The following is a 22912-nucleotide window of genomic DNA, read 5'->3' as shown; positions in this document are numbered from 1 at the left end:
ACCCCTATTTTCACCCTCATTTCACCCTGTTTTCACTCCGTTTTTATCATTTTCAATCGCTTTTGCACCGAATAATTTGATTGACAGGCGTTGAATCATGACCTTGCACCACTTTTTCGGTGAGTTGCGTCCGCATCCTGTCTCCCTTACTATATCCTCGTATGTCTTGCCCTTGATATAGACTGCCTCAAGTGCGTCGTACTTGTACCCCTCACCTGCTGCCTCTGCATCCTCTTTGAGTGATGCAAGAGCCTGTTTGAGATGCTCGAACAGAATGACCGTCTCTGCACGGCACTCTCTAACCGATTGCAGGAACGCTCTTTCTGCTGATATGTTGTATTTGCCTATATCCGGCACTTGAGAGGTCTCTGATACCGCCTCTTTGATGTACCGCTCCATTTCACGATAGTTTTCGAGATATAGCAGGGTTTTGTCAATGACTGTCTGCTCTTTTTCCTCTTTCATGCTTTTTCCTCGCTTTCTGCTTTCTTCTCATAGGCAGACCGTGCATTTTACGCCAGTTATTCGTGTTTTGGCGATTTGTGCATCTTTGCGAATCGCACATTTTCATAATTGCCGTTTTTACCTGCTCCGCTGTGACACCCGTTTGCATGACTGCCTCGACGAACTGTTCTGCCGATGTTTCGACCTTGATTTCCGGTCTTTTATATTCCTTTTTTTCTGTAACGCCTTTGTTGACTGTCGCCCTGTCTGCTGCCTGTTCAATCATGTCCGAAATCTCATTTTCTGTCTTTCCGGCTTTTCTGAAATGCTCAATCACGTTTTTCACGATGCTCATAATTCCCATATTATCACGCTCCTCCTTTCCATTTACGCAAAAGGGAGTTGTTCGTCAACGCCGTCCGGAATACTCATGAACCCGTCACCTGCATCCGTATAACCCGCATTTTGCTCCTGTTCTCCTGCTGCTTTCTTACTTTCTGCAAATTCCTGTTCCTCAATCACAACATCGGTCGTATATATCTTTTGACCGTCTCTGTTGGTGTATGAACCTGTCTGAATCCTGCCCGTAATAGCAATTTTTGTTCCCTGCTTGAAATACTTCTCTGCAAATTCGCCGTTTTTGCCAAATGCAACGCAGGAAATGAAATCCGCTGACTGCTGCCCGTCTCTTGCACCTCTGCGGTCGACTGCCAGTGTGTAACGTGCCACGCACATGGATTCTTGTGAACTGTTCTGCTGTGTATATCTGACATTCGGGTCTCTTGTAAGTCGCCCCATCAATATAACTTTATTCATTCGCCGTTTCCTCCCGTTCTCTCTGCATCACATATTCATTTTGCATTTTCTGCAATCTGACAAGTCCTTTTTTGAACTCAAGGTCATCGCCATTCATGCAGACATCGAATATTTTCTCATAATCAACAATATGGGTCTTGATGAACTCTGCCTCTGCTGCCGTCCTGCTCTCATTGATAAACATTCCCTTGACTGCCTCTTTTATCATTTCGCAATGGGTCTTTTCCTCCTCCGTCTGTGGAGGTGTGCTTGCAACCAAACGGTCATAGGCGTTGTCAATCGCTCCTGCAATCAATTCTCTCCAACCTTTGCCCTTTTCCCCGATTAACTGGTTTTCAATGTCCTCGAATCGGTTTCCGTGTCCTGCTGCCACGATGCGGATGTCCTTTTTGCCCTTTGCTGCATTCAGAATCAAATCGTCATCGTATGCCTCCATGTAATAATCAAATTTCGCATCGAAATTCTCTCTCGGATTGATGATGATTTCCGGCTGACTGCTGCCCTCCGTCTTGATACTCACTCCGATGTATTTTGCATCCTTGATTTTCGCATTGATAAATTCTGCCTTTAATGTGCTTTTGTTCATGCTGCTCCTCCATTCACTAATCTGTTGAGTAACTGTTCATACATGGTCTTGTATGTGTCTCTTTCTGTCTGCAATCTGATTGTCTCCTCTGATGATGCCATTTTTGCGATTTTCTCATTTTTCTCTGTGTTGGCTGCTGCATACTGGTTGACCTGTTCAATCAGTTCTTTGCAGTCTTTTTCCATTTCCTCGATTTCTGTTTTGAGGTGGTCAATTTCCTCCTGTTGCTCTTTGATTGTCTCATTGTATTTCTTCGAGGTTTTCATGTTGCCGTCAAGCTGCAAGGAAATCATGAGAGCGATGTCGATGTTCTCCATCTCTTTGTCTGAACACTCCCCGATATACGTTCCGATGCGTTCTGTTGATACCGAATAGACCTGCTCACATAAAACGGTGCTTGGTCTGCCTGTTGACCTCACTGTTACATGTGTCGGGAGGTCTGTTTTCGGCTGCGTGGTCATATATACAACCTCAACGACATTGCTGTTCTCATTGTTCTTGTCATTGCTTACAACGACCGCCGGACGGTCGGAGTGCTGTTCGCTCCCGCTATACGACACCCCCCCTCTGCTGATATAGAACATTTCGCCTCTTTTGATGTTATTCATGTCTTTTCCTCCAATTCTTCAAACTGTATTTGATGATATATGCAAGCTGCATCAAATACGGGTGTCTCTGTTTATAACTCATTCTGTCTCCTCTGTGCCACGCCTAAACCGATAACGCACCAACCGTCTGACAGTCCGCTGCATGTGATGTCATCGTCTTTGCAGGTGATTCTCATGTCTGCCGTCTCTCCGGTTGCTTTACCTGCTACAAATACTACTAATTTGACGACATTTCCGACCTTGAATCCGTCGTCTTTTGTTATCATGTACGGTTTCCTATATTCTCCCGTGTATTCCTCGAATTTGTCCTGTGACACTCTGATTGTCTTTATTTCCTCCGGTGCTGTTGATGGGAGTTTCTGCATCTTCTCCTCCTGTTCCATCTCACGGAGTTTTTTCTTTGTCTCACGGTCGATTGCATCCTGTTCCTCTGAATACCTCTGTTCGTCGGTCTTGTATGCCTCTGCACGGTTCTTGTACTGGTCGCATGAGGTACATGTTCCGGTCTTAACATTGCAAGTCTCATATTCGGTGCAGGAATAACAGAGAGATGTGATTCCCTCCGGATGAGGTGTCTCATAATCGTCGCCCGCTCTTGCCTCCGGAGGATTCATGCCGTTTTCTTCCGTGTCGGATTCTGACACCTGCTGCCCTGCTGCTTTCGCCTCTTTCATGTCTTTCACTTCTTTGTGTGTCAGTTCTCCGGTCTCTGAAAATTTCCCCAGTGTCTCACGCTGTTCATCCTCCGTCATTCCGCTCAATTCATAAGCTGCGGAGAATGTGAGGCGTTCTTTCTTGAGTTCCTCTTTCCATTCCGGAATCAGATTGTTATTGATTGCCTCAATCTGTGCAATCTTTGTTTTGCTCACATGCAGCATTGAGGAAATCACATCCCTCAATCGTCCGGATTGCAGGTCATATCCCTTGATTTTCTTTCCTGCTGCTTTCATACGCTCAAGAGATGCCTTGAGGCGTGTTTCCTCCTCAATCATGTCGGAAATGGTCTTTGAACGGTATGAGTTGGCGATGATAATTTCAACCTGTTCCTCGTCATCGTCCTGTGGTGTGGTCAATTTACTGGTTGCAAGTTCAAAATCTTTATACCCCTTTGATACGAGGTATTTGAGAGCCTCCCACCGTCTTTCACCTGCGACGATTCTGTATTCGCCTTTTTCGCACGGTGCATATACAAGTTCGAGGTTCTGTTTCAAACCGGACAGGAGGATGTCTCCTGCCAGTTCTTCGATGTCTGCAACACTATAAAAATTCATGTCGTTGCGGTACATCTTGAAAATTGAAATGTCCTTTGTGCGGAATCTTGCTCTCGGAGATTCGTCAATCCCTGCTTTGCTGTTCTTGTTGAGTGCGTCTTTCACGCTGAATCCTGCTGCCATCTGTTCACCCTCCTGTCATTACTCTGTGAGTTTCTGTTTTTTTGTCTCGGTACGTTCGACGTTGATTTCGCCCTTGCTGTTCTGCGAAATAGAGGCTTTCACGCCTCCACGGAGGTTCAACGTGACCTTTGCCAGTCCTCCGGTGTAAATTTCCTCAACTGCTGCCTTGAGAATCTTCACAATTCCCTCTCCGCATCTTTTGTCCGGTGTTGCTGCCTCTCCGAACAATACAGCGACGTTCTGCATCGCCTTTTCTTTTCTCTGTTTCTCTTTCTGATACTCAACCGCATCTGTGCAGTTACATGTCATTGTTGCCTGTTCCTCTGCCTGTGCTGCTGTCAGTTCTTCGTCTGCCTCAATCTGCGTCATTTGACCGCAGAATCTGCATTTTGCTGTTTTCACGATGTTTCCCATGTGCTTAATCCTCCGCATTTATTTTCTCTATTCTCAACATGTATGTGAGATATAATTTTCCGTCTCGTCTGAACCCTTTGCATCTGCTGCAATATTCATTCGCATCCATTCTCATTATTGCAATGGGATTGTTTCTTTTTGGGATGTCTACCGTCACAAGTGCCTCTCCCCATCTTTCGGTTTTTATGTTTGTTTTGACATTGAAATCAGTGCCTCCGACTTTTTTCATGAATTTATCTGCATCCGCATATAATTTCGCCCAATCATGTTCTTTCATGTCCTACCCCTCCATTTCCTTGAGTAACTCATGCACAACGCATCTGTAATCTTGAGACACGATTCCACGCTTTGAAAATTTCGGGAGTGGTATCATTGCCGTTGTTGATTTCTCTGCAACAATGGAACGGCGAACCGGAGTGACAAACATGTCAAATCCGGAATCTGCTTTCAGCCACTCCTCAACCTCAAGAGAGGTCTTGTTTTTCTGTCGCATGGTCATAAGTGCCTTGATTCTCAAATCCGGATTGATGTCTCTCAAGTCCTCAATCTGCTCCTCAAGGTTCTGCAATGCCTCGATTTCATATCCTCCAACCTTTACGGGTGCAATGATTAACTCTGCCGATATGAGGATATTGATGACCACCATGTCAAGCAGTCGACCACAATCACAAATGCAATAATCGTATGCGTCTGCTACCTCCTCCAACGCCTCACGCAATCGTGTGACTTGATTGTCCTCTGACTTGAGCAGCAAATTCATGTCCGTTTTCATGAGATAGCCGTTCGCCGGAATGATGTCAACGTGTGAGTATTCCGTCGGGCGAATCAAATCACCCGTTTTGTATGTACCGCCGACACATTCATGTTTCTCAAGCAGCTCACTCATTCCGATTCCGTCCGGTTCAAATACCCCGAACGTCTTTGATGTATCGCCCTGCGGGTCTCCGTCTAACACAAGCACTCTCTTTCCCTGCTCCTCGCCCAACATATAGGCGATTGAATCGGATGTCGTCGTTTTTCCGATTCCTCCCTTTGGTGACATTACTGCAATAATTCTCATGTTGTTTCCTCCTGTTATCCTGTTATATTTTTTAGTCCATAAATTCGGACGCTATATCGACCGCAACTGCTGCCACGAATAAAATCACCGCAAGAAATACCATCGCAAGCATGACAACCGCTGCAATACCTAACGCAATCAATACTTTCATCGCTTTTCTCCTCAATTCTTGATTTTCCCGTCCTTGAGGATGCTGTTGTTCGGGATGCTCATGTTCAGATTTCTCTCCATGTGTACCGCATCCGACAAATTCAGATATTCCTCAATGACCTTGATTGCCTCCTCTGCTGAATAGCAGGTTGCAACAAAATGTCCGGCTGCTGCCATATCCGCAAGGAACTCTTTTTGCGTGTCCTGCTGTCTGTTGTTCCCGAATTTCATTTCAACGAATAACCCGCAGTATGAGCCTTTCGGATATGGGAGGCACAAATCAGAAACACCCGCTTTGACACCCATCTGTTTGAATTTGACTGCCTCCTGCTTGTTTCGACTTCCTCCGTTTGGTACATGGAACAACCACTTTAATTCCGGATAACGGTTCATGTTCCATCCCGCCCATGACACGACGTTGATTTGCTCCGTGTCCTCACTTCTCTTTGCATATCTCATGTTCATTCGCTTTCGCCTCCTCTTTGCACATGTCATAATATTCGCAGAACAGACATACATGTTTGCAGTCCTTGACCTTGAGCATGTGTCTGATTCTTTCAATGATTTCTCCCGCCCTCACCTGTCCTGCTCCTCCATTTCTAAAATCATATAGGCATGAATAAAAATGGTTTTCTTTTTCCTGCCGAACTCGTCACGCCCTCCGGACTGCTCCTGCATCCCTGCGATGCTTTTCTTTGCCTCCCACCATCGGCGGGTCTTTCCCTCTCTCGGAATCGGCTTAAAATACACCTTGACCGTGCTTTTCGTGATTGCAAACTGTTCTCTGCTGATTTGCAGGATGTCATCGAATCCCGCTGCCTTGACTGCTGCCTCGGCTTTTCTGAAATATCTGTCTTTTGATTCCGGTTGCCAGTCAAAACTCATTTCCCGACCACCTCCTCAATCTCTTTCGTCCTCTGCATGATTGCACTGTTGTATGAATAGACATACACGCCATTGCTCCACAAATGTTCCCTCGCACCCTTTTCACCGTAGTTATACGCTGCAAGTGCATCCTGCACCGTGCCGTATTTCTTGAGCAGGTATGAGAGGAAATCAATCCCGACCCTCACATTTTGATATGGGTTCATGAGGTCGGTGCAGTTCAACCGTTTCATCCGGTCAGTGTGCCATTTCTCATATATCTGCATATATCCCTTTGACTGCCCGCCGTCTCCGACCTTGTCAAATTCATATCCGGATTCATGCTCAATGATTGCCAGTACAAGGGCATAGGGAACGTCATTTTGCTTGCATAGACATCTTGTGTATATCTGCATTTTCTCCGGAAAATAGCCTTTATCCGCATACTGTTCCGGTAACTTATAAAGCACGAATCCCTCAAGGTCATCGCTCCCCCAGTCCTCGGACATACCATCGAAAACCTTGTATTTGCTTTCGGTCTCCTCTGCTGTCTGCACGATTGTTTCCGGATTCTGTACCACTTCCGCATGTGTCGTCTCCGGCTGCTCCTCCTCGGTCTGCTCCGGCTCTTTGATATTCACTATCATCAAGCACAACACCGTCATCAATACCGCAATCATTGTCAAATGGAACGCATCACGTCGTCCTGCATGTCTTGCCCGTCTTTTCCGTCTTTTCACTTTGTAGCCTCCTTTTCCTCATTCGTGCATGTATGTAAAACATGCAGTTAAAATCGTTATAGTACACATTTGCGTTCGTGAAATCCATGTCCGGATACCACTTTTTTAATATCTCCGGTATTGAATCCCTATCTTTGACCATACCGTCAACAAATGACCCTATTTTTTTATAGCTGCCTCCTGCTGCCGGACGTTTGGAGTGTACGACCTTGATTCGTGGGTCTCTCAATCCCTGCGAACTGTTCCATCTCTTTTCCGACGGAACACGGTTCTTTTCTTCAACGATGTAATTCGCCATACCGGACAAACCGTTTTCGTCTGTCTGCAACCTGCGAACCTCATTCCTGCTTGACTGTTTCCAACAGGATTCAACCGTCTCCATGTCTAAAGCACCATCCATGACGATGTGATGATGCCATCTGATTTCCGCATCCGGATTGTATGCGGTCACATAGACATATTTTGCGTTCGGGAGACCTCTCTTTTTCCTCTGATAGTTGATGCGTCGGATGTACTTTTGCACATTCTTGATTGCTGCATCAACATCCCCATCCGGCGGGAGGTGTGCGTCATCATAGGTCAATGTCATCCAAATATCACGGTCGCTGAAATTCTCGTTGATTAACCTCTCAACGTATTTCCTTGCGTTCTTGTCATTCAGATTCTTTTGAGCCTTGTTGTTGTCTTTCTTGATTGTCCTCCCCTCCGGAGGTACTTCATCCATACTCCGGAACTGCGGATATATCTCAATTTCAAACTGGTCTCCTGCTGTTATCTCTTTGAGTGCATATATCACTTTCTTTCGATGTTGGAACAGGTTCTCAATGAACCATTCGTGCATGTCCTCCATCGCTTTGTTATATGCTGCCTCATAATCATACGGGATAAACTGCATCCCTCTTTTTCTTGCCATCTGACACAATCCTCCTGTTATGTTTTCGTAGACTTGTTAGTATCTATTACAAGGACGACAAAACCTCCGAAAACCCTTTGTTTTCCCGACCTTTCCGGTCGTTTTTGAGTTGCTTTTTCGTGTCAGATTTGATATAATATTCTTAGTTTGAAACATATCAATCGACACCGATTGACACACGGATGACCGTTCGCAGCGGTCATCCGTTTTTTTGTCTTTATGCTGCTTTTTCTTTCTTTGAGACGCTCACGGTGATTTTCACCTGCTCACGTTCAGAAATGATTCTCGCTAATGTCTCATAAAATTTCTTGATGTTCTGTTCACTCACCTGCTGCACCTCCAATCTATTAAAAAGGCTCTTGCCTGTTGTTTTCGTGTTCGGTTAGGCGGTCGTTGCAACCGCCTCTTTCTGTTCCCATCTGCGACGCTCCTCGACTTTTCCTGCTGCCTTGCCCTCTGCGTATGCAGACATGACCATGATTGCCATTGATTTTCCCTCAAGGTCGGAAATATTCATGAATCTTTCTGCCATGTTCTCGATTGCCGTCTTTTTCTCGTTTCTCGTCATGATTCAACACCTCCTCTGTTGATAGTGTTTTATGTGATTTCCTGCACTGGTGGTTCTCTCGGTCTCTGCATCCCGTCCACCTGCTTTCCGGCTATGTCTACCGTGTTATGACTTTTCACCTTAAAAAATCATTGAAAACCTGTTGACCAACCGTGAACCTTTTAGCAAGTCCACCCGCTGCCATGTTTCCCACGGTATCGCTGACGCTGTCTCTCGGCTTGCCATCGTCAGAGCGTCGGTCGCCATCCGGACGCTGACGGGGCGACTGTTGCCCCGTTTCGGCTTTAATAAAATGAATCTCTCTGCATTTCGTCGTCGACTTCTTTCGGTATCGGAATAGGTTCAAAATCATCGTTTTTTCCATCCCAATAATCAAATAACTCTTGTATGTACTGATTCAACTCCTCTACTCTGCTCATTTCCGTTCCTCCTGTTCTTGCTTGTCCTGTTGCATCTCCTGCCATATAATAAATGTGCGACCATTCCAAAATGACAGGAGGTGACAACATGGCGGTTCATCATGACACTTTCAAAAGTGCGATTGCAAGTGCGTTTGAAAATAGCGACATCAAATTTTCAAAAGTTTCTGATTTATCAAAAGAAGAATTTGAACGTCTTCTCGCATCAGCTATCAAGGCATGTGTTGAAACACAAGATTTTGCACAACACATTCGCACTTTGAAATGATTTTCTCGGAGGAGTGTTTCACCACTCCTCCACAATCTTTCCTATTTCTTCCGCTGCCTTTTTGACAACCTCTGAAATCTGCTTGATTTGCTCCGGTTCGGGGTCTCCCTCGAATTCCGCTCTCACTCTAATCTCTTGGTGTTCGGAAACCTCCGTTTTGTAGAAAATGAGTTTTTCAATCGCCCCAGTTCCCCGTGTTCTTACGTTTGAAATTTCATGTTTTGGCATTTCTTTTCACCTCCCTGTTGTTCTTTGTAAGAACAGTATAATTCCCTCAAAGAACATTGTCAACACTTTTTTGTTCTTTCAAAGAACTTTTTTATTGATTTTTGTCTCGTTGGGTGTTATGCTTTAGAAAACAGAGGAGGTGATTCAGTATGACGCAAGGCGAACGAATCAGAGAAGTCCGAAAAGCTCTCGGTCTCACTCTTGAGAAATTCGGTGAGAAAATAGGAATGAAAAAGAACTCTGTCAGTCAGCTTGAGAATGGAAAAAACTCCGTGACTGAACAGGTCGTCAAGGCGATTTGTCGTGAGTATAATGTTGATTATATGTGGTTGACCACCGGAGACGGTGAGATGTTCATTGACACGGACGATGATTTCATCGAACGCATTGACCGCATCATGGCGGGTGAGGATGAGGCACGAAAAAGCCTTTTCAAATTCATGCTTGAGTTGAGTGACGAGGACATCGCTGCACTCGACCGCTTAATGAAAAAGGCGATTGAGTTCACACAAAATAATAAAGAAAAAGACTGACAGCCTTTTCAACTGTCAGCCTCATGGGTGTACAGATACGCCACGAATTTATATATCCTCTTTAGGATGCGTTCGTTTTGTATCTTCCCGACTATTTCAACAATAGCCTCTTTGTAATTCAAGGGGAACACCCCCTTTCCGATTACAGTGTATCATATATTTCCATCATTGTGGAAATATCGAGGTTGATTTCCATAATCGTGGAAATCGTTCCTCCTGCTGCCGGAATCCCGCTGCAATGTGATACAATTATTTGTATTCGGATTCAAACAGGTCGGTGATTTTCACGCCTAATGCAATCGCTATCATTTCAAGCTGAAATAATGTCGGCGACACCTTACCGTTTTCGATGTTGTTTATCGTAGATTTTCCGATTCCGGATTTCTTCGATAACTCCATCAATGTGAACCCCTTTGAGGTTCTCATTTCCCAAACGAGAATTTTCATCCTGCTCACCTCCTTTCTCAAGGAAAGTGTACAGAACGAAATTCCCGCACTGATTTGATGTCGTTATCGAATTTTTGCAATAAAAAAAGAGCAGCCTCCACGCCAATGGAAACCGCTCTTTGACAACATATACCTCCGTATAAGCACGGCGATAAAATGTCACCCGCAAGTCTCATTTTATCATAAAACCGTGCTTGTGCATAGGTTTTATTTTTATACCTTTTTTTGAATGGAGTTGATAAAATGCGACGTAAAACAACCGCTCCTGTTGAGAAAATCCTGCTCCGTGTGGCAATTTATATCCGTGTTTCGACCGACAAACAGGTCAAGGACGGAGATTCTATGCGTGACCAATTAGCAACAGGGCAAAAATACATAGACAGTCATGAGAATATGATTCTCGTTGACACATACATTGATGACGGAATCTCCGGACAGAAATTGAAACGAGACGACTTTCAACGCCTCATTGATGATGTCCGTGCAGGTAGAATTGACCTCATTATTTTCACCCGTCTTGACCGTTGGTTCAGAAACCTCCGTCATTATCTGAACACGCAGGACATTCTTGACAAGCACGGTGTTTCATGGACTGCCATTGAGCAGCCTTATTTTGACACCTCAACCCCTCACGGTCGTGCTTTCGTTAATAATTCAATGATATGGGCAGAACTTGAGGCTCAAAATGATTCCGACCGAATCCTCGGCGTGTTCGATGACAAGGTTGACAACGGGGAGGTTCTTTCCGGCTCAACCCCTCTCGGATATAAGATTGTAAATAAACACCTTGTACCGGATGACGACGCTCCGACCGCCGTTGCTATCTTCCAATACTACCGCAAGACTGGAAACTTGAGCATGACACTCCGGTACATGGAGAGCGAGTTCGGACTTGTCCGTTCTGCTGCCAGTCTCAAAAATATGCTCACAAATACGAAATACATCGGTGAGTTTCGTGACAATAAAAATTATTGTCCTGCTATCATCGACCGTGACCTTTTCTTTGATGTGCAGAGACTTCTCAAAATCAACATCAAGAGCGGGAAAAAGCACGATTATATTTTCAGTGGTCTCGTTGTCTGCGATGACTGCGACCATATCATGAGCGGATGTCAGCAACGTGCAGGAGGTCGTGTCCGTGCCGACGGAACACGAATCGTATATAAATACAGTGTGTACCGCTGCCGACAGGGTGTGAACCTGCACCGCTGCCCGAACCGAAAACTTGTATTTGAGACAACCCTTGAAAAGATGCTCCTCGAACGCATCCGTCCGGAACTGGAAAACTATATTGCAGAATACGAGGTTGCAAATCTTCCGGCATTGCGTACCGATGCCAAACGCCGGAGTATTGAGGGAAAAATGCAGAAATTGAAAGACCTATATTTGAACGACCTCATAACAATGGACGAGTTCAAACTTGATAGAGAAAAATTGCTGATGCAGCTTGAGAAAATAAATGCAGAGGATTCCCGACCCGTCAAGGATTTATCGTATTTGAAAAACTTTTTGAAAATGGATTTTGAAAGTGTGTATGATTCTTTGTCTATACCGGAGAGGCGTGAATTGTGGCGTTCCATTGTCAAGGAAATCCGTGTTGACCATGACAAAAACATTCATATTATTTTTTTATGATTGTTATACTACTAACTGAACCCCTCCGGTCGGCTCATCTGCAAATATAATTTCCGGACGATTCACCAGCGCTCTTGCAATTGCTACTCTCTGCTGCTGTCCTCCGGATAACTGATTTGGCAGATTATAAATCCGGTTTTCAATCCCCAGAGTTGCAATGATATCATTTACATACGCTTCATCCACTTTTCTTCCATCCAGCCCCAGTGGCAGTACAATATTTTCCCAGACATTAACAGATGAAACCAGATTAAATGCCTGAAAAACAAATCCGATTTTTCTTCTGCGGAAAACAGCAAGGGCATCTTCCTTCATCCTGTATAAATCTTTCCCGGCTAAAGTAACACTGCCTTTTGTAGGGGTGTCAAGCCCTCCAAGCATATGAAGTAATGTACTTTTACCGGAACCTGACTTTCCGACAATTGCGACAAATTCTCCCTGCTCAATCTGAATGTCCACCTGATTGACCGCTTTGACCTGATTCTCACCCGCGCCATAAAATTTACAAAGCTGCTTGGTTTCTAATATCACACTCATGTGTTGCCTCCTTTTTCATTCTGTAAAGTGTACCTTTTCAACCTACATCCAAATTGTATCAGGATAATCTTTCATTTCACTTTCAAAAAACGAGCAGAAGTCTTACAGAATTGTAAGATTTCTGCCCACTTAAAATTTAACCAACATATGGTAATTGAATCACAAACGTGCTTCCTTTTTTCTTTTTGCCGGAGGTTACCATGATTGTACCTCCGTGTTTTTCGATAATTTCTCTCGATAGAAAAAGTCCGATTCCTGTACCACTCTTTTCCATGACCTTCCTGGAACTTCCTCTGTAAAATCGTTGAAAAATTTTGTGATACTCATTCTGCGGAATACCAATTCCCTGATCCTCAATTTCCATTCTTACAAGATCGTTTCTTTTTTGTAACCGGATAAATATTTTTGAACCATCCGGGCTGTACTTGATTGCATTATCCAGAACATTGATCACAGCTTCACCAAGCCATCTTTTATCCTGCATAACCATGCATGTTTCCAGCTCTTTTGCATAGTCAAAAACGAATTCAATTTCTTTCTCATCCGCTTTTGGATAAGTACAGTTCACAGCAGATATGACAGTATCCATAAGCGGAAGTTTTTTCTTATTAATCTGAATCAGTCCAGTTTCCATCTTGGATATTTCAAGAAGCGACTGCAATAATGTCTCCAGTCCATCCAGAGCACTCCGACAACGGATACGAAACTCCTCCTGTTCTGTGGCACTTAAGTCATTCTGCATCAGCACACTAAAACATGTATCCAAAGCTGCAACCGGTGTCTTTAACTGGTGAGAGATATCAGAAACCATTTCTTTCGTGCTCTCTTTTTCTTCCCGTGCTTCTTCCTTTAGCAACTGAATATGATGTCCGATTGCTTCAAGCTGGTCATTCAATTTTTCCAGTTCTGCTGGATTTTCCGTTTTCAGTAAAGCATCAAATTTATTTTCACGGAATCTGATCAGAATTTCTTCCAACTGGTCTAAAATTTTCTGATGACACGCATCTTCTTTTTTCTTCCAATAAAGTAAAAAAGTCAAAAGAAGCACGCATATCACAGTGCTTACAGCACCGGTCACCATAACCTGATGCCGGAATTGCGAATAAAATGCATTCCCTTTATTCCCCCAGTATCCATATTGCTTCAATAATCGCCTTCCCTGTTCGTTAGTTTCAATATCCTTATCCTTAAGCAATTCCGAAACAGCATCCAGCCCGGAAAATTCTTCCTTTGCAGCAATCTCTGTCATAAGATTCATTTTATATTTATAATCTTCATAAAACACATACGTGGTAAAGCAATTTAATATTGCAAACAATAATATGACAGGTAATACCAAGGAGAGCACTACTGTAATCTTCTTGCGATATCTCTTTGTCACTGCCTTACCTCCTGATTCCATATATACCCAAGACCTCTGATATTCTTTATATAGACCGGTGCAGCCGGATTGTCTTCGATTTTCTCACGGAGTCTTCTGATATTGACAGCGATTGTATTTTCATCCACAAAATCCCCTTCCAGATCAAACACATTTTCCAATATTTGTGTTTTTGAAAGAATCTGTTTCGGATTCTGAAGAAAAAAAGTCAGCATTTTCAACTCCGTTTTTGTCAGACTGATTTCACGACTCTTTATCAGGACTTTCATTTCTCCTGCGATAAATACGATATCTCCCGAAATCATCTTTCCGGCTTCCGTTTTCTCCTGTCTACGGCGGAAATGTGCTTCTATTTTCAAAAGAAGTACCGAAAGACTAAACGGCTTTGTAATATAATCATCTGCCCCTGCTTCATATCCCATGACCTGATCCATCTCCTGATCTAGTGCTGTAAGACAAATAATGTATGTATTATAATTGCATCTCATCCACCTTACAAATTCCAGTCCATTCCCATCCGGAAGATTCACATCACAAATGGTAACATCCACATTATTATCACTTGCAATTCTTTTCGCTTTTTTCACTGATTCTGCTGAAAAAACCTCATATCCGGATTTTTTCAGTGAGAATGTAATTCCACGATTTAAATTTTCATCATCTTCAACCACGAGTATACCTGGCATAGCATATGCACCTCTCTTTATTAACTATTTCTCCTCTTCGTTAAGACCTAGTTCATTACCTCTGTCAATTCCGATTTTTTCTTCACTTTATTTTACCATAGTGTTTTCTAAAGTGCTATTCCAATATATACAAAAGTGTAAATGAACGATCTTATCGCCCTTTCATACTTACGCACATACCATATTTTTCAATACAATTTCTTCTGCACTGAATTTTATGATGTGGGTGTCAAAAGTCCCCAACTATGATGCCTACGGATTGTTCCGTGCGTTGCACTCCCACAATCCTTTCTACGCTCCGCTTCAAAATTTAATGCTTCTTTCTTAGTGCGAAATCCCCTTTTTACTTTTCGCTTTTTGGCTCCTGTCCAGTCCTCATAATAAAATGAAACATACCAGGTTCCTCTTTCTTCATCTTTGTATGCTACCATACTTTCTCGCCCCCTTTACATTGCAATCTGGGAATATCCATAAAATTTTGTTTCCCAGTAGGGACGTGGAATCCGAAATCCAAAACCGGATCAGTTAGAAAAGATAGCAACTGCACTGGGATTAAATGTAAGTGTTTTTCTAGATTTTAATATTGAAACAGTCGGAGATGTACTCTCCCTGTTGTTTTCTATTGATAATTCAGTGAACCTCTCACTTGCAGAAACACCTGATCAGAAGGTTTCACTGACGTTTGATAATCCTACAATGCAGGACTTTTTCAGGAAATGGTGTCAATTTAAAAACGTCTATGAAAAGGAAAAAGCTGAAATATTAACTATTGAAGATGAAGATAAAAGACAAGCAGAACTGGATAAGTTGAACGCTACTCAGGAAGAATGGAAACTGCGTGCTATGGGAACTACGATAGATTGTCATACTATTGTTAAAAAGGGCACTGAGGGGAATTGCTTATCATTCCATGCTACCATTACACCATATCGCCGCAAATACCCAGACCTACTAATAAGATTTCTTTTTTCATAATATCAATTCCTTTCCTGACTGTTATAATCAAAACATGGGTGCTATCATAACGGTAGGCGGTTAGTCCTTCAACAGAGGGTTGCAGAGTGCCAGTGGCACTCGTTTTGCAACGACCGAAGTGAAACGGAGACCTGTGACCCTCTGATTACATAGAAACTCGAAAGAGAATCCACTGGAAAGGAGGGGTAAGCCATGAGTATTGTTGATTTTATAGCAGTAGTGAGCTTCGGCTTAACCTGCTTTGGTCTTGGATATACCTTTGGCAAGAATAATACTAAACCACAAAAATAGCCGCCCTGGTCTGGTAAACTAAGCGGCAATTTTTGTCAAAACATATATCGGACTAACCGTCTATCGATAGCACTCTTTTTCTATAATCATATTAGCACGCATGTGCAGAAACGTCAAAAAATTTTTATTCTACTTTTTGAAGTTTTGACATATCCAATCCATGCCGGATCATCATCAGAATATCCCATTTTTAATTCTATGTACATTAAATTGTTAATCATTCTTATTCTCTCCTGATTCCAAATTTTGCAACATCTCAACAAACTGGAAGCTGTAAACCTGATTGTTCCTAAATTAACTGTGGCATACCATTGATAAACATATGCCATGCCTGTCATTTTTCGCACTAAGTTTCCATCCGTGCATTTCAACGATTTCTTTTGAGAGGGCAAGCCCTATTCCGCTGTTTCCGTTTTGTCCCGTATAAAAACGTTCAAACATATGGGAAAAATCCTCTGTGCTAAGTTCTCCTCCATCGTTCCAGATGGAAAGAACTTGATTTTTCCACGATATTTCGATTTGACTACACGCATATTTTACGGAATTAGTTATCAGGTTAGCAACAGCATGTTCCAGCTTCTCCGGGTCTCCGTTGACATATCCTTCGTCCAGTTCTAACGATACTGAAAGGTTTCGCCTGTTCACAATTCCTTCAAGCGGCATCAAAATATCTTGAACCAGTGATGCCATTTCTATTGGTTCACACTTTAATGGTTCCGTACCGCTTTCCATTTTTGATAAATACAGGATATCCTCAATAAGTTTACTCATACGCTCCGTCTGAGACACTATCATTCTGCCCGCTTGAGAATAATCGGTAATGACTCCCATTTCAATCTCCTCCGCATATCCGCAAATTGCCATAAGCGGGGTTTTTAATTCGTGAGATGTATTTTCAAAAAAGGTCTTCTGAGCTTTGTCATTTTGTTCAAGTTTTTTCCCGAGAAAATATCCAATGGCAGCACCGAGAGCGGCAATGACAAAAGCATCCAGCAAAACACCAAAACTGATTTCTTTTACGAGTTCTGGTTCGCCGGTAACATCCACATAAGCAAGTAATCTCTCATTGCCGTCTTCGTAATACTCTGTTCTGGCTTTCATATAATAAGTTGCTTCGTTAATTTTTGCCCTTTGCATTTCATCAGACGGGTGTGTTTCATACCAGTCAATAAGTTTCTTCTCTTTGGGTGTCAGAATCTGATATATGTCATCCCTGTTTTCTGAATCTGCCCCCATATATACAAGTGAGGCATAATATAAAGAGCCCGTATCATTTTCAGATTCGTAATTCAAATATTCGTCTGAATCCAAAGTAAAAACGTTTTTAATTGCATTCTCAGCTCTCAGCTCTATTTTTTTATTAAAAACTATGTTCAGAATCAGCAGGCTCAAAAGCATGGCTGCCATAACGGCGGAACCTGTAAGTGTGGCAATTTTATAACGTGTCTTATTCATTACAATCCTCCAGTTTATAGCCATAGCCCCAGACAGCACTAATGCGAACTTTGCTGCCTGCGGTCTTCATTTTCTGCCTGACTCTTCTTACTGTCTCATCGACAACTCTGGTTTCTATCTCCGTAGAATCTATTCCCCATACTTTGTCGAGAATTTCATTCCGGGGGATTGCCGTTCCACCATGTTCCATAAGACATCCCAGAAGCGAAAATTCTGTCATAGTCAGACCAATATCATGCTCTTTCACAATGGCATTATGCTTCTCCCATGAAAAACACACATCACCAAAGGAAATATCTGCCTTTACCGGTATATTCATTTCAACTCTTCGGAACAACGCATTTACCCGGACAACAAGAAGTGACGGCGAAAATGGCTTAATCAGATAGTCATCCCCTCCATACATAAATCCCTTCATATGGTCAGACTCTGAATCCTTTGCCGTCAAAATAATAATAGGAACTGATGATATTGTCCTTAGCTTTTTACATATGGAAAGACCGTCTGAACCCGGCATCATAATATCAAGAATAACAAGATCACAGGGCTTCTCCTGAAAAGCAGAAAAGAGTGTATCACCATTCTTGTATGCTATTACCTCATATCCGGCATTGGATAAAAATTCTGTGAGTATTTCTCGTATATCCTGTTCATCATCTGCCAAATAAATTTTTTTTGCCATATCTTTAATCCCACATGAGGGGAGTCCCTCAGAAATTCTGTGAGATTCCCCATATTATATCTTTCAAAATCAGTATATCTGTATTTTAGTTCCACTCTGCTTTCGCTTCAAGAGCGATTGCCTGTGCCTCCAAAGCATCAATCTCATCTGAATACTTCGCATAGCGAGAAGCAAATTCCTCTTCCGAGAGGTTATCAGAGCCGTTATAAATATTGTCATAGATTGCATTAATTTTATCGTAAATACTGTTAAGCTGATTGACTTCATCTTCGCTCAAATTTCCATAGTATCCCGCTTTCTTTTCAAGCGTTTCAATCTGTGCGTTCAGTGATGTAATCTCGTCATCATACTTTGCATAGCGGGCTTCGATCTCATCGTCTGAAAGATCATCGTCCGTCCACACTTCCGCATCAATTTCTTCGATTCTTTCATATGCTTTCTGAAGCTGTTCTGCTTCCTCTGCGGTGAGCTTGCCTGTATCGTACAGAGCATTACACTCATCCTCGGAATATTCATATTCCTCGTTGTCGATCCCCCCGGCTTTTTTATCAAGCTCCTCAAGGCGATCCATGAGGGTATCGGTTTCATCCTGATACTGATCGTATCTGGCATAGATATCTTCATCAGAAAGACCATCTGCATCTTTCATTACCTCTTTGTCGATAGCGTCAAGTCGGTCATAAATGGAGTTAAACTCTTCAATCTCCTTCTGAGTGAGAGAACCATAATCTACATTTGTTTGTGTTACCTCTGATGTAGTCACTGTCTCCTCCAGTGTCTCATCCAGTGTCTCCTTCTGGGCAGCCATGGCAGGAATACCTGCGGATGTAGTCATTGCTGCTGCAAGTGCTATTACCATTCCTCTTTTGAATAATCTGTTCATCATTTTAGTTCCTCCTGATTTTTTATTTACCGGTTGTTCGGTATGGCTAAAGTATAGCTCAGGCAAATGTAAAAATATCCTTAGAACAGTCATGAAAATGTCAAGAAAGTGTAACAGCACAAGATTTTCCATAAACCATATTTACTCTCGCCTCTTAAGGGTTACAATCTTTTTTCAAATACCAACAATTTTTCTAAATCTGCAATTCCGATTTACCTTCACCTTATTTTACCATAGTGCTTTCTAAAATGCTATTCTAATATATACAAAAGTGTAAAAGAGCGATCTCTTCTCTCACACTCACACATAAAGGAATTGAAGCACTGGATTTTGAGACACGAATCCGTAAACGAGATGAACTTTTAACACAGAAATTTTCCAATAACGAACAGAAATAGTATCATAACAGTATCACAGGCAGATATGCGAAGGTTTTCATTTTCTTCCCATACCTGCCTGTTTTTAATTTATTCGCTATTCTTTACAACCTTATTTTAGTCTTTTACTCAACAGAAAAACCCCGGAAACCTTACGGTTCCGGGGTATCTTACGCTTGGACACAATGTACCTTACGGTACTCAATATATATTAATCAGTGATTACTCGATGATTGTAGCAACACGTCCTGATCCTACAGTACGTCCACCTTCACGATACTTTAATCCCGTTTTATCTCATATTTTTTATGGTTTTCTCTCCAAAATATAGTGAAAAACGGCTGATTTACACCATGTATTTTTATTCGCCTGATTTCTTGGCACCGTTTTGGCACCGGAAAATACTCAAAAAATTTTCTTCTACAGTTGCTGGATTCTGCTCTGCCAATTTTATATTGCACCGACAGTTTCAGACTGTTATAATCAGAACATGGGTGCTACCATAACGGTAGGCGGTTAGTCCTTCTCCAGAGGGACTGTGACCCTCTGATTACATAGAAACCTGTAAAGGAATCCAGTGGAAAGGAGGGCTAAGCCAATGAGTATTGTGGACTTCATAGCAGTAGTGAGCTTCGGCTTAACCTGCTTTAGTATCGGATATACATTAGGCAAAGATAATCATAAACCACAAAAATAACCGCCCCAGCCTGCAAACTGAACGGTTATTTTTGTAATCAATAAGTATGTGGACTAACCGTCTATCGGTAGCACTCTTTTTCTATAATCATATTAGCACGCATCTGTGGAAATGTCAAAAATTTTCTTCTTTCTCAACTACATCTATTTCCATACATTTTTACAACCTATTTCAAGTGTTCCTCAAAAATTGATTCGAGTTTCTTATTCCCCCTCAAGAATTCATACTCTTTCTTATTTTCAATTTCCGAATACAATTCACGAACAAAATTTTTTCCAAGTCCCGAAAAAGCTTTTCCCTGTGCAGTATCTTCATACCTGTAATACAAAGGGGATTGTGTCATATTCCAAGGCTTCTGTGATTCACTTAATAATCGCTTAATTAACTGGATACATTTTTCTACATCTTTTCGATATCCAGCAATCAGCAGATATGGAACTGTGTTGCCATAATTCCATAGTCCAAACAATGATATCATGTGATCTGTAATCTCAGCAATTTTCTCTGCTTTATCATGATTTCCTGTCTCTTCTTCCATTTCTATTAACTTATACAAGTAGCTTTGGATATTGATAACTGCCTGTAGCAATTTCCCTTCTAAGAATAATGCAGCAGTATCTGTTCCTTCCTGATGTGCTAATACACTTGTTTTCATAATCGTTGCATCAATTACAGTATCAGGAATTTTTTTCAAAAGGGCATTTGCTTCTTCATATTTCTCCATTTGGACATATTTTGTTGCAAGTATAAAAACGCTTGAATTTCTCACTCTTTCATCCTGACTATCTGCTGTTCGTTCCAGCCACTCAATAATAGCTGTATTATATTCCATTCGTTCTTCGTCATTAAGATCTGACAAAGTCAAAGATCCGTTCAGAACGGTTGCGATCGTATATATTAATAAGTCGCAATGAGGATACTCCTGTATTTTACGAGATGCCATCTCGAAAGCCTCTGTAAAGCTGTCCAATGAAACTTCCGAAAGTTCATTCACAAATTGTCCAATCTCTTTTTCTGTCAATTCTTCATGAAACGAAAACAATTCATTCATATCAATTTTCAATAGTCGTGCCAAAGCTGGAAGTAATGAGATATCGGGATATGTATTTCCCTTTTCCCATTTATTTACCGCTGGAGTAGAAACACCCAGATAATTTGCCACCTGTTCTTGTGTTAATCCCGCAGTTTTTCGATAGTTTTTTATCTGCTCACCAATACGCATTGTTCACACCTCCTGTCCTTATTTCCATTATAGCGTTCCCAATACATGTTTACAATTGAGCCTTTGTTTACTTATTACTTTCTTTTTTTAACTTTCAATTAATTTTCTCTAATATTTATATCATCAGCAACAAACTGCCCACAAGTTTAAGAACGGGCTACTAACCCTCAAACGACAGTGTATTACATTGCATCAACTAAACCAACCTTGTTATCCTGAATCACCACTCCTTCATCTTCGCTTCATGCCTATTTTTCATAATTTGCAACTGGTATATAATGACAGGGATTAGAAAAATCACAGCAACTATGCCTAAAATAACAGACCGATTTACAGTAGCAAATACCGCGAGCATAAGCATTAATAAAAGCCAGGGATTTCGCAAATTACTGTAATAATTTGCCCTATCTTCATAGGACGTATGAAGGTCAAAAGGTTTTCCATCATTTTCTTTTTCTACAATCAGCAATTCCCTGTTAAATGTTGTAGTGTTTGTTGCAACACGACCGCCAATTTCAGCCCACGGACGCCAGCGAACTTTACCAACAGAATAATTAAGATTGATATTTTTATAGAATACGGAATATCCCATTTCTTCCAAGAAATCATGGTAATCTTCAGCATTAGCTTTTGATTTTTGTCCTATAAACTCCACGCAATATTGAACTTGACCTGGCTTACATTTTTCAAATTCATAGAGTAATTTTCCCGTTCGAATAAGGCGATAACCTTTTTCAGCCATCTTATTCAGCCAGTTTTTCTGTACCGTTAATAGCCCACCAAAAAAACGATAACACTTTTTGCTCATAGTGTACCTCCTACAATTCCGCTTGCAATACCTACAAGTTCACGAAGTCTGATAAGTTCTTTTTCAGCTATCTCCTTTCCTTTTACAGTGATAAGATACTCTTTTTTTCTACCTTCACTATCTCCGAAAAGCTCAATCCATCCCTTTTCCAGCATTGAATTTAATGCACCATATAAAGTGCCTGCTCCCAATGAAAGCCGCCCACCTGTTTTTTCTTCAATGAACTGCATGACAGCATATCCGTGTTTAGGTGAATAGAGTGAAAGCAAAATATAGAATGTCACTTCTGTGAGTGCACCACTTTTCACATTATCCCTCATGGCATTCCCTCCTTATTACGGTTACTGTAATAACTATATCAGTAACCGTAATAAAAATCAAGAGATGTGAAATAAATCTTAATAAGCCGGATAGTATTATGCTTTTCCTGTTCAGTCCTTTACAAACAATACTTATATATAAAGTATTTCTCTCAACACCATTTCTTCTGCACTAGCTTTTATATTATTCATCAGTCTAACCCACTTCGTCCGATTCTGTACCTTTAATTCTTCAGTTACGCCCTGTTTTTCTGCCATCTGTTCCATAAGCATTTCCACCTGCTCTCTGCTCTCCTGATCAATTTGATTCAGGTGTTCCGTCAGCTTTCCAGTCAACAACAAATATTGATATTTTGCTAATCTGTGTTCCTTCAGAAACTGTTTCCTCAGCATTCCATATTTCCCATATATCGGTTCTTCTTCATTCAATACCAAATCCGGCAAATAATAATCTCCATGCAAAGTATAGCTTAATCCGTTCTTTTCATCATAAATGTGTGTTTCCATAATC

30 protein-coding genes and 2 pseudogenes are annotated in these 22912 nt (G+C 41.8%); 4 read left to right on the top strand and 28 right to left on the bottom strand.

The annotated features are described in order from the left end of the window. Positions 1–21: 21 nt before the first annotated feature. The 15 genes from GPK60_RS10315 to GPK60_RS15530 all read right to left on the bottom strand — a co-directional run bounded on the left by GPK60_RS10315 (position 22) and on the right by GPK60_RS15530 (position 8976). A complete protein-coding gene (locus GPK60_RS10315) occupies positions 22–465 on the bottom strand; it encodes a hypothetical protein (RefSeq protein ID WP_118041374.1) in 444 nt (147 codons plus the stop codon). Beyond that, positions 434–808: a hypothetical protein gene (locus GPK60_RS10310; protein WP_215659860.1), complete on the bottom strand. Its 375-nt coding sequence runs from the start codon at positions 806–808 to the stop codon at positions 434–436. Before GPK60_RS10310 ends, GPK60_RS10315 begins: the two co-directional genes overlap by 32 nt. A 23-nt stretch (positions 809–831) precedes the next feature. Beyond that, positions 832–1260, bottom strand: a complete 429-nt coding sequence (locus tag GPK60_RS10305) for a single-stranded DNA-binding protein (RefSeq protein ID WP_215659857.1) — start codon at positions 1258–1260, stop codon at positions 832–834. After that, positions 1253–1846, bottom strand: a complete 594-nt coding sequence (locus GPK60_RS10300) for a hypothetical protein (protein ID WP_215659854.1) — start codon at positions 1844–1846, stop codon at positions 1253–1255. Before GPK60_RS10300 ends, GPK60_RS10305 begins: the two co-directional genes overlap by 8 nt. Beyond that, positions 1843–2454: a type II toxin-antitoxin system PemK/MazF family toxin gene (locus GPK60_RS10295; protein ID WP_215659852.1), complete on the bottom strand. Its 612-nt coding sequence runs from the start codon at positions 2452–2454 to the stop codon at positions 1843–1845. The genes GPK60_RS10300 and GPK60_RS10295 overlap by 4 nt, the downstream gene beginning before the upstream one ends. A 71-nt stretch (positions 2455–2525) precedes the next feature. Then, entirely contained in the window at positions 2526–3848 is a 1323-nt protein-coding gene (locus tag GPK60_RS10290; RefSeq protein ID WP_215659849.1) for a ParB N-terminal domain-containing protein, read from the bottom strand. 18 nt (positions 3849–3866) lie between these two features. After that, positions 3867–4262, bottom strand: coding sequence for a hypothetical protein (locus GPK60_RS10285; protein ID WP_252191365.1), 396 nt, complete (start codon positions 4260–4262; stop codon positions 3867–3869). A gap of 4 nt (positions 4263–4266) precedes the next feature. Further along, positions 4267–4539, bottom strand: coding sequence for a hypothetical protein (locus tag GPK60_RS10280; protein ID WP_215659846.1), 273 nt, complete (start codon positions 4537–4539; stop codon positions 4267–4269). A 3-nt stretch (positions 4540–4542) separates the two neighbouring features. Then, positions 4543–5322: an AAA family ATPase gene (locus GPK60_RS10275; protein WP_215659844.1), complete on the bottom strand. Its 780-nt coding sequence runs from the start codon at positions 5320–5322 to the stop codon at positions 4543–4545. A gap of 162 nt (positions 5323–5484) precedes the next feature. After that, on the bottom strand, positions 5485–5937 hold the full coding sequence (locus tag GPK60_RS10270; RefSeq protein ID WP_173725839.1) for a VRR-NUC domain-containing protein: 453 nt from the start codon (positions 5935–5937) through the stop codon (positions 5485–5487). A 111-nt stretch (positions 5938–6048) separates the two neighbouring features. Continuing rightward, entirely contained in the window at positions 6049–6357 is a 309-nt protein-coding gene (locus GPK60_RS10265) for a hypothetical protein (protein ID WP_215659842.1), read from the bottom strand. Next, positions 6354–7076 carry a lytic transglycosylase domain-containing protein gene (locus GPK60_RS10260; protein WP_306776182.1) on the bottom strand — a complete coding sequence of 241 codons (723 nt, stop codon included), beginning with the start codon at positions 7074–7076 and terminating at the stop codon, positions 6354–6356. Before GPK60_RS10260 ends, GPK60_RS10265 begins: the two co-directional genes overlap by 4 nt. After that, positions 7033–7989, bottom strand: coding sequence for a hypothetical protein (locus GPK60_RS10255; RefSeq protein WP_117800661.1), 957 nt, complete (start codon positions 7987–7989; stop codon positions 7033–7035). The genes GPK60_RS10260 and GPK60_RS10255 overlap by 44 nt, the downstream gene beginning before the upstream one ends. A gap of 382 nt (positions 7990–8371) precedes the next feature. Beyond that, on the bottom strand, positions 8372–8557 hold the full coding sequence (locus GPK60_RS10250; RefSeq protein ID WP_071144226.1) for a hypothetical protein: 186 nt from the start codon (positions 8555–8557) through the stop codon (positions 8372–8374). A 284-nt stretch (positions 8558–8841) separates the two neighbouring features. Further along, entirely contained in the window at positions 8842–8976 is a 135-nt protein-coding gene (locus GPK60_RS15530) for a hypothetical protein (RefSeq protein ID WP_256137231.1), read from the bottom strand. A gap of 88 nt (positions 8977–9064) precedes the next feature. On the opposite strand from GPK60_RS15530, the gene GPK60_RS10245 reads away from it, so the two are divergent. Continuing rightward, the gene (locus GPK60_RS10245) at positions 9065–9244 is read left to right on the top strand and encodes a hypothetical protein (RefSeq protein ID WP_173772109.1); all 180 of its coding nucleotides are present in this window, start codon (positions 9065–9067) and stop codon (positions 9242–9244) included. An 18-nt stretch (positions 9245–9262) separates the two neighbouring features. Here the strand turns inward: GPK60_RS10245 and GPK60_RS10240 are convergent, their stop codons facing one another. Beyond that, entirely contained in the window at positions 9263–9472 is a 210-nt protein-coding gene (locus GPK60_RS10240) for a hypothetical protein (protein ID WP_173746553.1), read from the bottom strand. 149 nt (positions 9473–9621) lie between these two features. Between GPK60_RS10240 and GPK60_RS10235 the strand changes: the two genes are divergently transcribed. Next, positions 9622–10005, top strand: coding sequence for a helix-turn-helix transcriptional regulator (locus GPK60_RS10235; protein ID WP_215659839.1), 384 nt, complete (start codon positions 9622–9624; stop codon positions 10003–10005). A gap of 249 nt (positions 10006–10254) precedes the next feature. Here the strand turns inward: GPK60_RS10235 and GPK60_RS10230 are convergent, their stop codons facing one another. Further along, on the bottom strand, positions 10255–10452 hold the full coding sequence (locus tag GPK60_RS10230; protein WP_055296883.1) for a helix-turn-helix transcriptional regulator: 198 nt from the start codon (positions 10450–10452) through the stop codon (positions 10255–10257). 243 nt (positions 10453–10695) lie between these two features. Between GPK60_RS10230 and GPK60_RS10225 the strand changes: the two genes are divergently transcribed. Then, the gene (locus GPK60_RS10225; RefSeq protein ID WP_215659836.1) at positions 10696–12087 is read left to right on the top strand and encodes a recombinase family protein; all 1392 of its coding nucleotides are present in this window, start codon (positions 10696–10698) and stop codon (positions 12085–12087) included. Between the two features lie 24 nt (positions 12088–12111). Here the strand turns inward: GPK60_RS10225 and GPK60_RS10220 are convergent. The 4 genes and pseudogenes from GPK60_RS10220 to GPK60_RS10205 form a co-directional block, all read right to left on the bottom strand. Further along, a pseudogene (locus GPK60_RS10220) lies at positions 12112–12624 on the bottom strand (ABC transporter ATP-binding protein); the annotation flags it as partial. 136 nt (positions 12625–12760) lie between these two features. Further along, positions 12761–14026 (bottom strand): HAMP domain-containing sensor histidine kinase, encoded by a 1266-nt coding sequence (locus tag GPK60_RS10215; RefSeq protein WP_215659833.1) that lies wholly within the window; start codon positions 14024–14026, stop codon positions 12761–12763. Further along, the gene (locus GPK60_RS10210; protein ID WP_008120506.1) at positions 14002–14691 is read right to left on the bottom strand and encodes a response regulator transcription factor; all 690 of its coding nucleotides are present in this window, start codon (positions 14689–14691) and stop codon (positions 14002–14004) included. Before GPK60_RS10210 ends, GPK60_RS10215 begins: the two co-directional genes overlap by 25 nt. Before the next feature lie 296 nt (positions 14692–14987). After that, positions 14988–15122, bottom strand: a pseudogene (locus GPK60_RS10205) (Arm DNA-binding domain-containing protein); the annotation flags it as partial. 181 nt (positions 15123–15303) lie between these two features. Here GPK60_RS10205 and GPK60_RS10200 point away from each other — a divergent pair. Continuing rightward, on the top strand, positions 15304–15666 hold the full coding sequence (locus tag GPK60_RS10200; RefSeq protein WP_346727760.1) for a hypothetical protein: 363 nt from the start codon (positions 15304–15306) through the stop codon (positions 15664–15666). Between the two features lie 585 nt (positions 15667–16251). On the opposite strand, the gene GPK60_RS10190 is transcribed toward GPK60_RS10200, so the two are convergent. The 7 genes from GPK60_RS10190 to GPK60_RS10160 all read right to left on the bottom strand — a co-directional run bounded on the left by GPK60_RS10190 (position 16252) and on the right by GPK60_RS10160 (position 22908). Beyond that, entirely contained in the window at positions 16252–17412 is a 1161-nt protein-coding gene (locus tag GPK60_RS10190) for a HAMP domain-containing sensor histidine kinase (protein WP_173865908.1), read from the bottom strand. Further along, positions 17405–18094 (bottom strand): response regulator transcription factor, encoded by a 690-nt coding sequence (locus GPK60_RS10185; RefSeq protein WP_173865909.1) that lies wholly within the window; start codon positions 18092–18094, stop codon positions 17405–17407. Before GPK60_RS10185 ends, GPK60_RS10190 begins: the two co-directional genes overlap by 8 nt. A gap of 85 nt (positions 18095–18179) precedes the next feature. Continuing rightward, entirely contained in the window at positions 18180–18980 is an 801-nt protein-coding gene (locus GPK60_RS10180) for a hypothetical protein (protein ID WP_215659830.1), read from the bottom strand. A 1237-nt stretch (positions 18981–20217) separates the two neighbouring features. Continuing rightward, a complete protein-coding gene (locus tag GPK60_RS10175; protein WP_004850576.1) occupies positions 20218–21273 on the bottom strand; it encodes a helix-turn-helix transcriptional regulator in 1056 nt (351 codons plus the stop codon). Positions 21274–21493: 220 nt separating this feature from the next. Further along, positions 21494–22081 carry a DUF2812 domain-containing protein gene (locus tag GPK60_RS10170; RefSeq protein ID WP_004850578.1) on the bottom strand — a complete coding sequence of 196 codons (588 nt, stop codon included), beginning with the start codon at positions 22079–22081 and terminating at the stop codon, positions 21494–21496. Then, positions 22078–22401, bottom strand: a complete 324-nt coding sequence (locus GPK60_RS10165; protein WP_004850579.1) for a PadR family transcriptional regulator — start codon at positions 22399–22401, stop codon at positions 22078–22080. Before GPK60_RS10165 ends, GPK60_RS10170 begins: the two co-directional genes overlap by 4 nt. 132 nt (positions 22402–22533) lie before the next feature. Then, positions 22534–22908, bottom strand: a complete 375-nt coding sequence (locus GPK60_RS10160; RefSeq protein WP_004850581.1) for a TnpV protein — start codon at positions 22906–22908, stop codon at positions 22534–22536. Positions 22909–22912: the final 4 nt, after the last annotated feature.

The organism is Ruminococcus sp. MCC718 (assembly GCF_018783905.1).
GTDB classification, from domain to species: domain Bacteria; phylum Bacillota; class Clostridia; order Lachnospirales; family Lachnospiraceae; genus Hominisplanchenecus; species Hominisplanchenecus faecis.
This window is presented reverse-complemented; position numbering and strand designations above follow the sequence as displayed.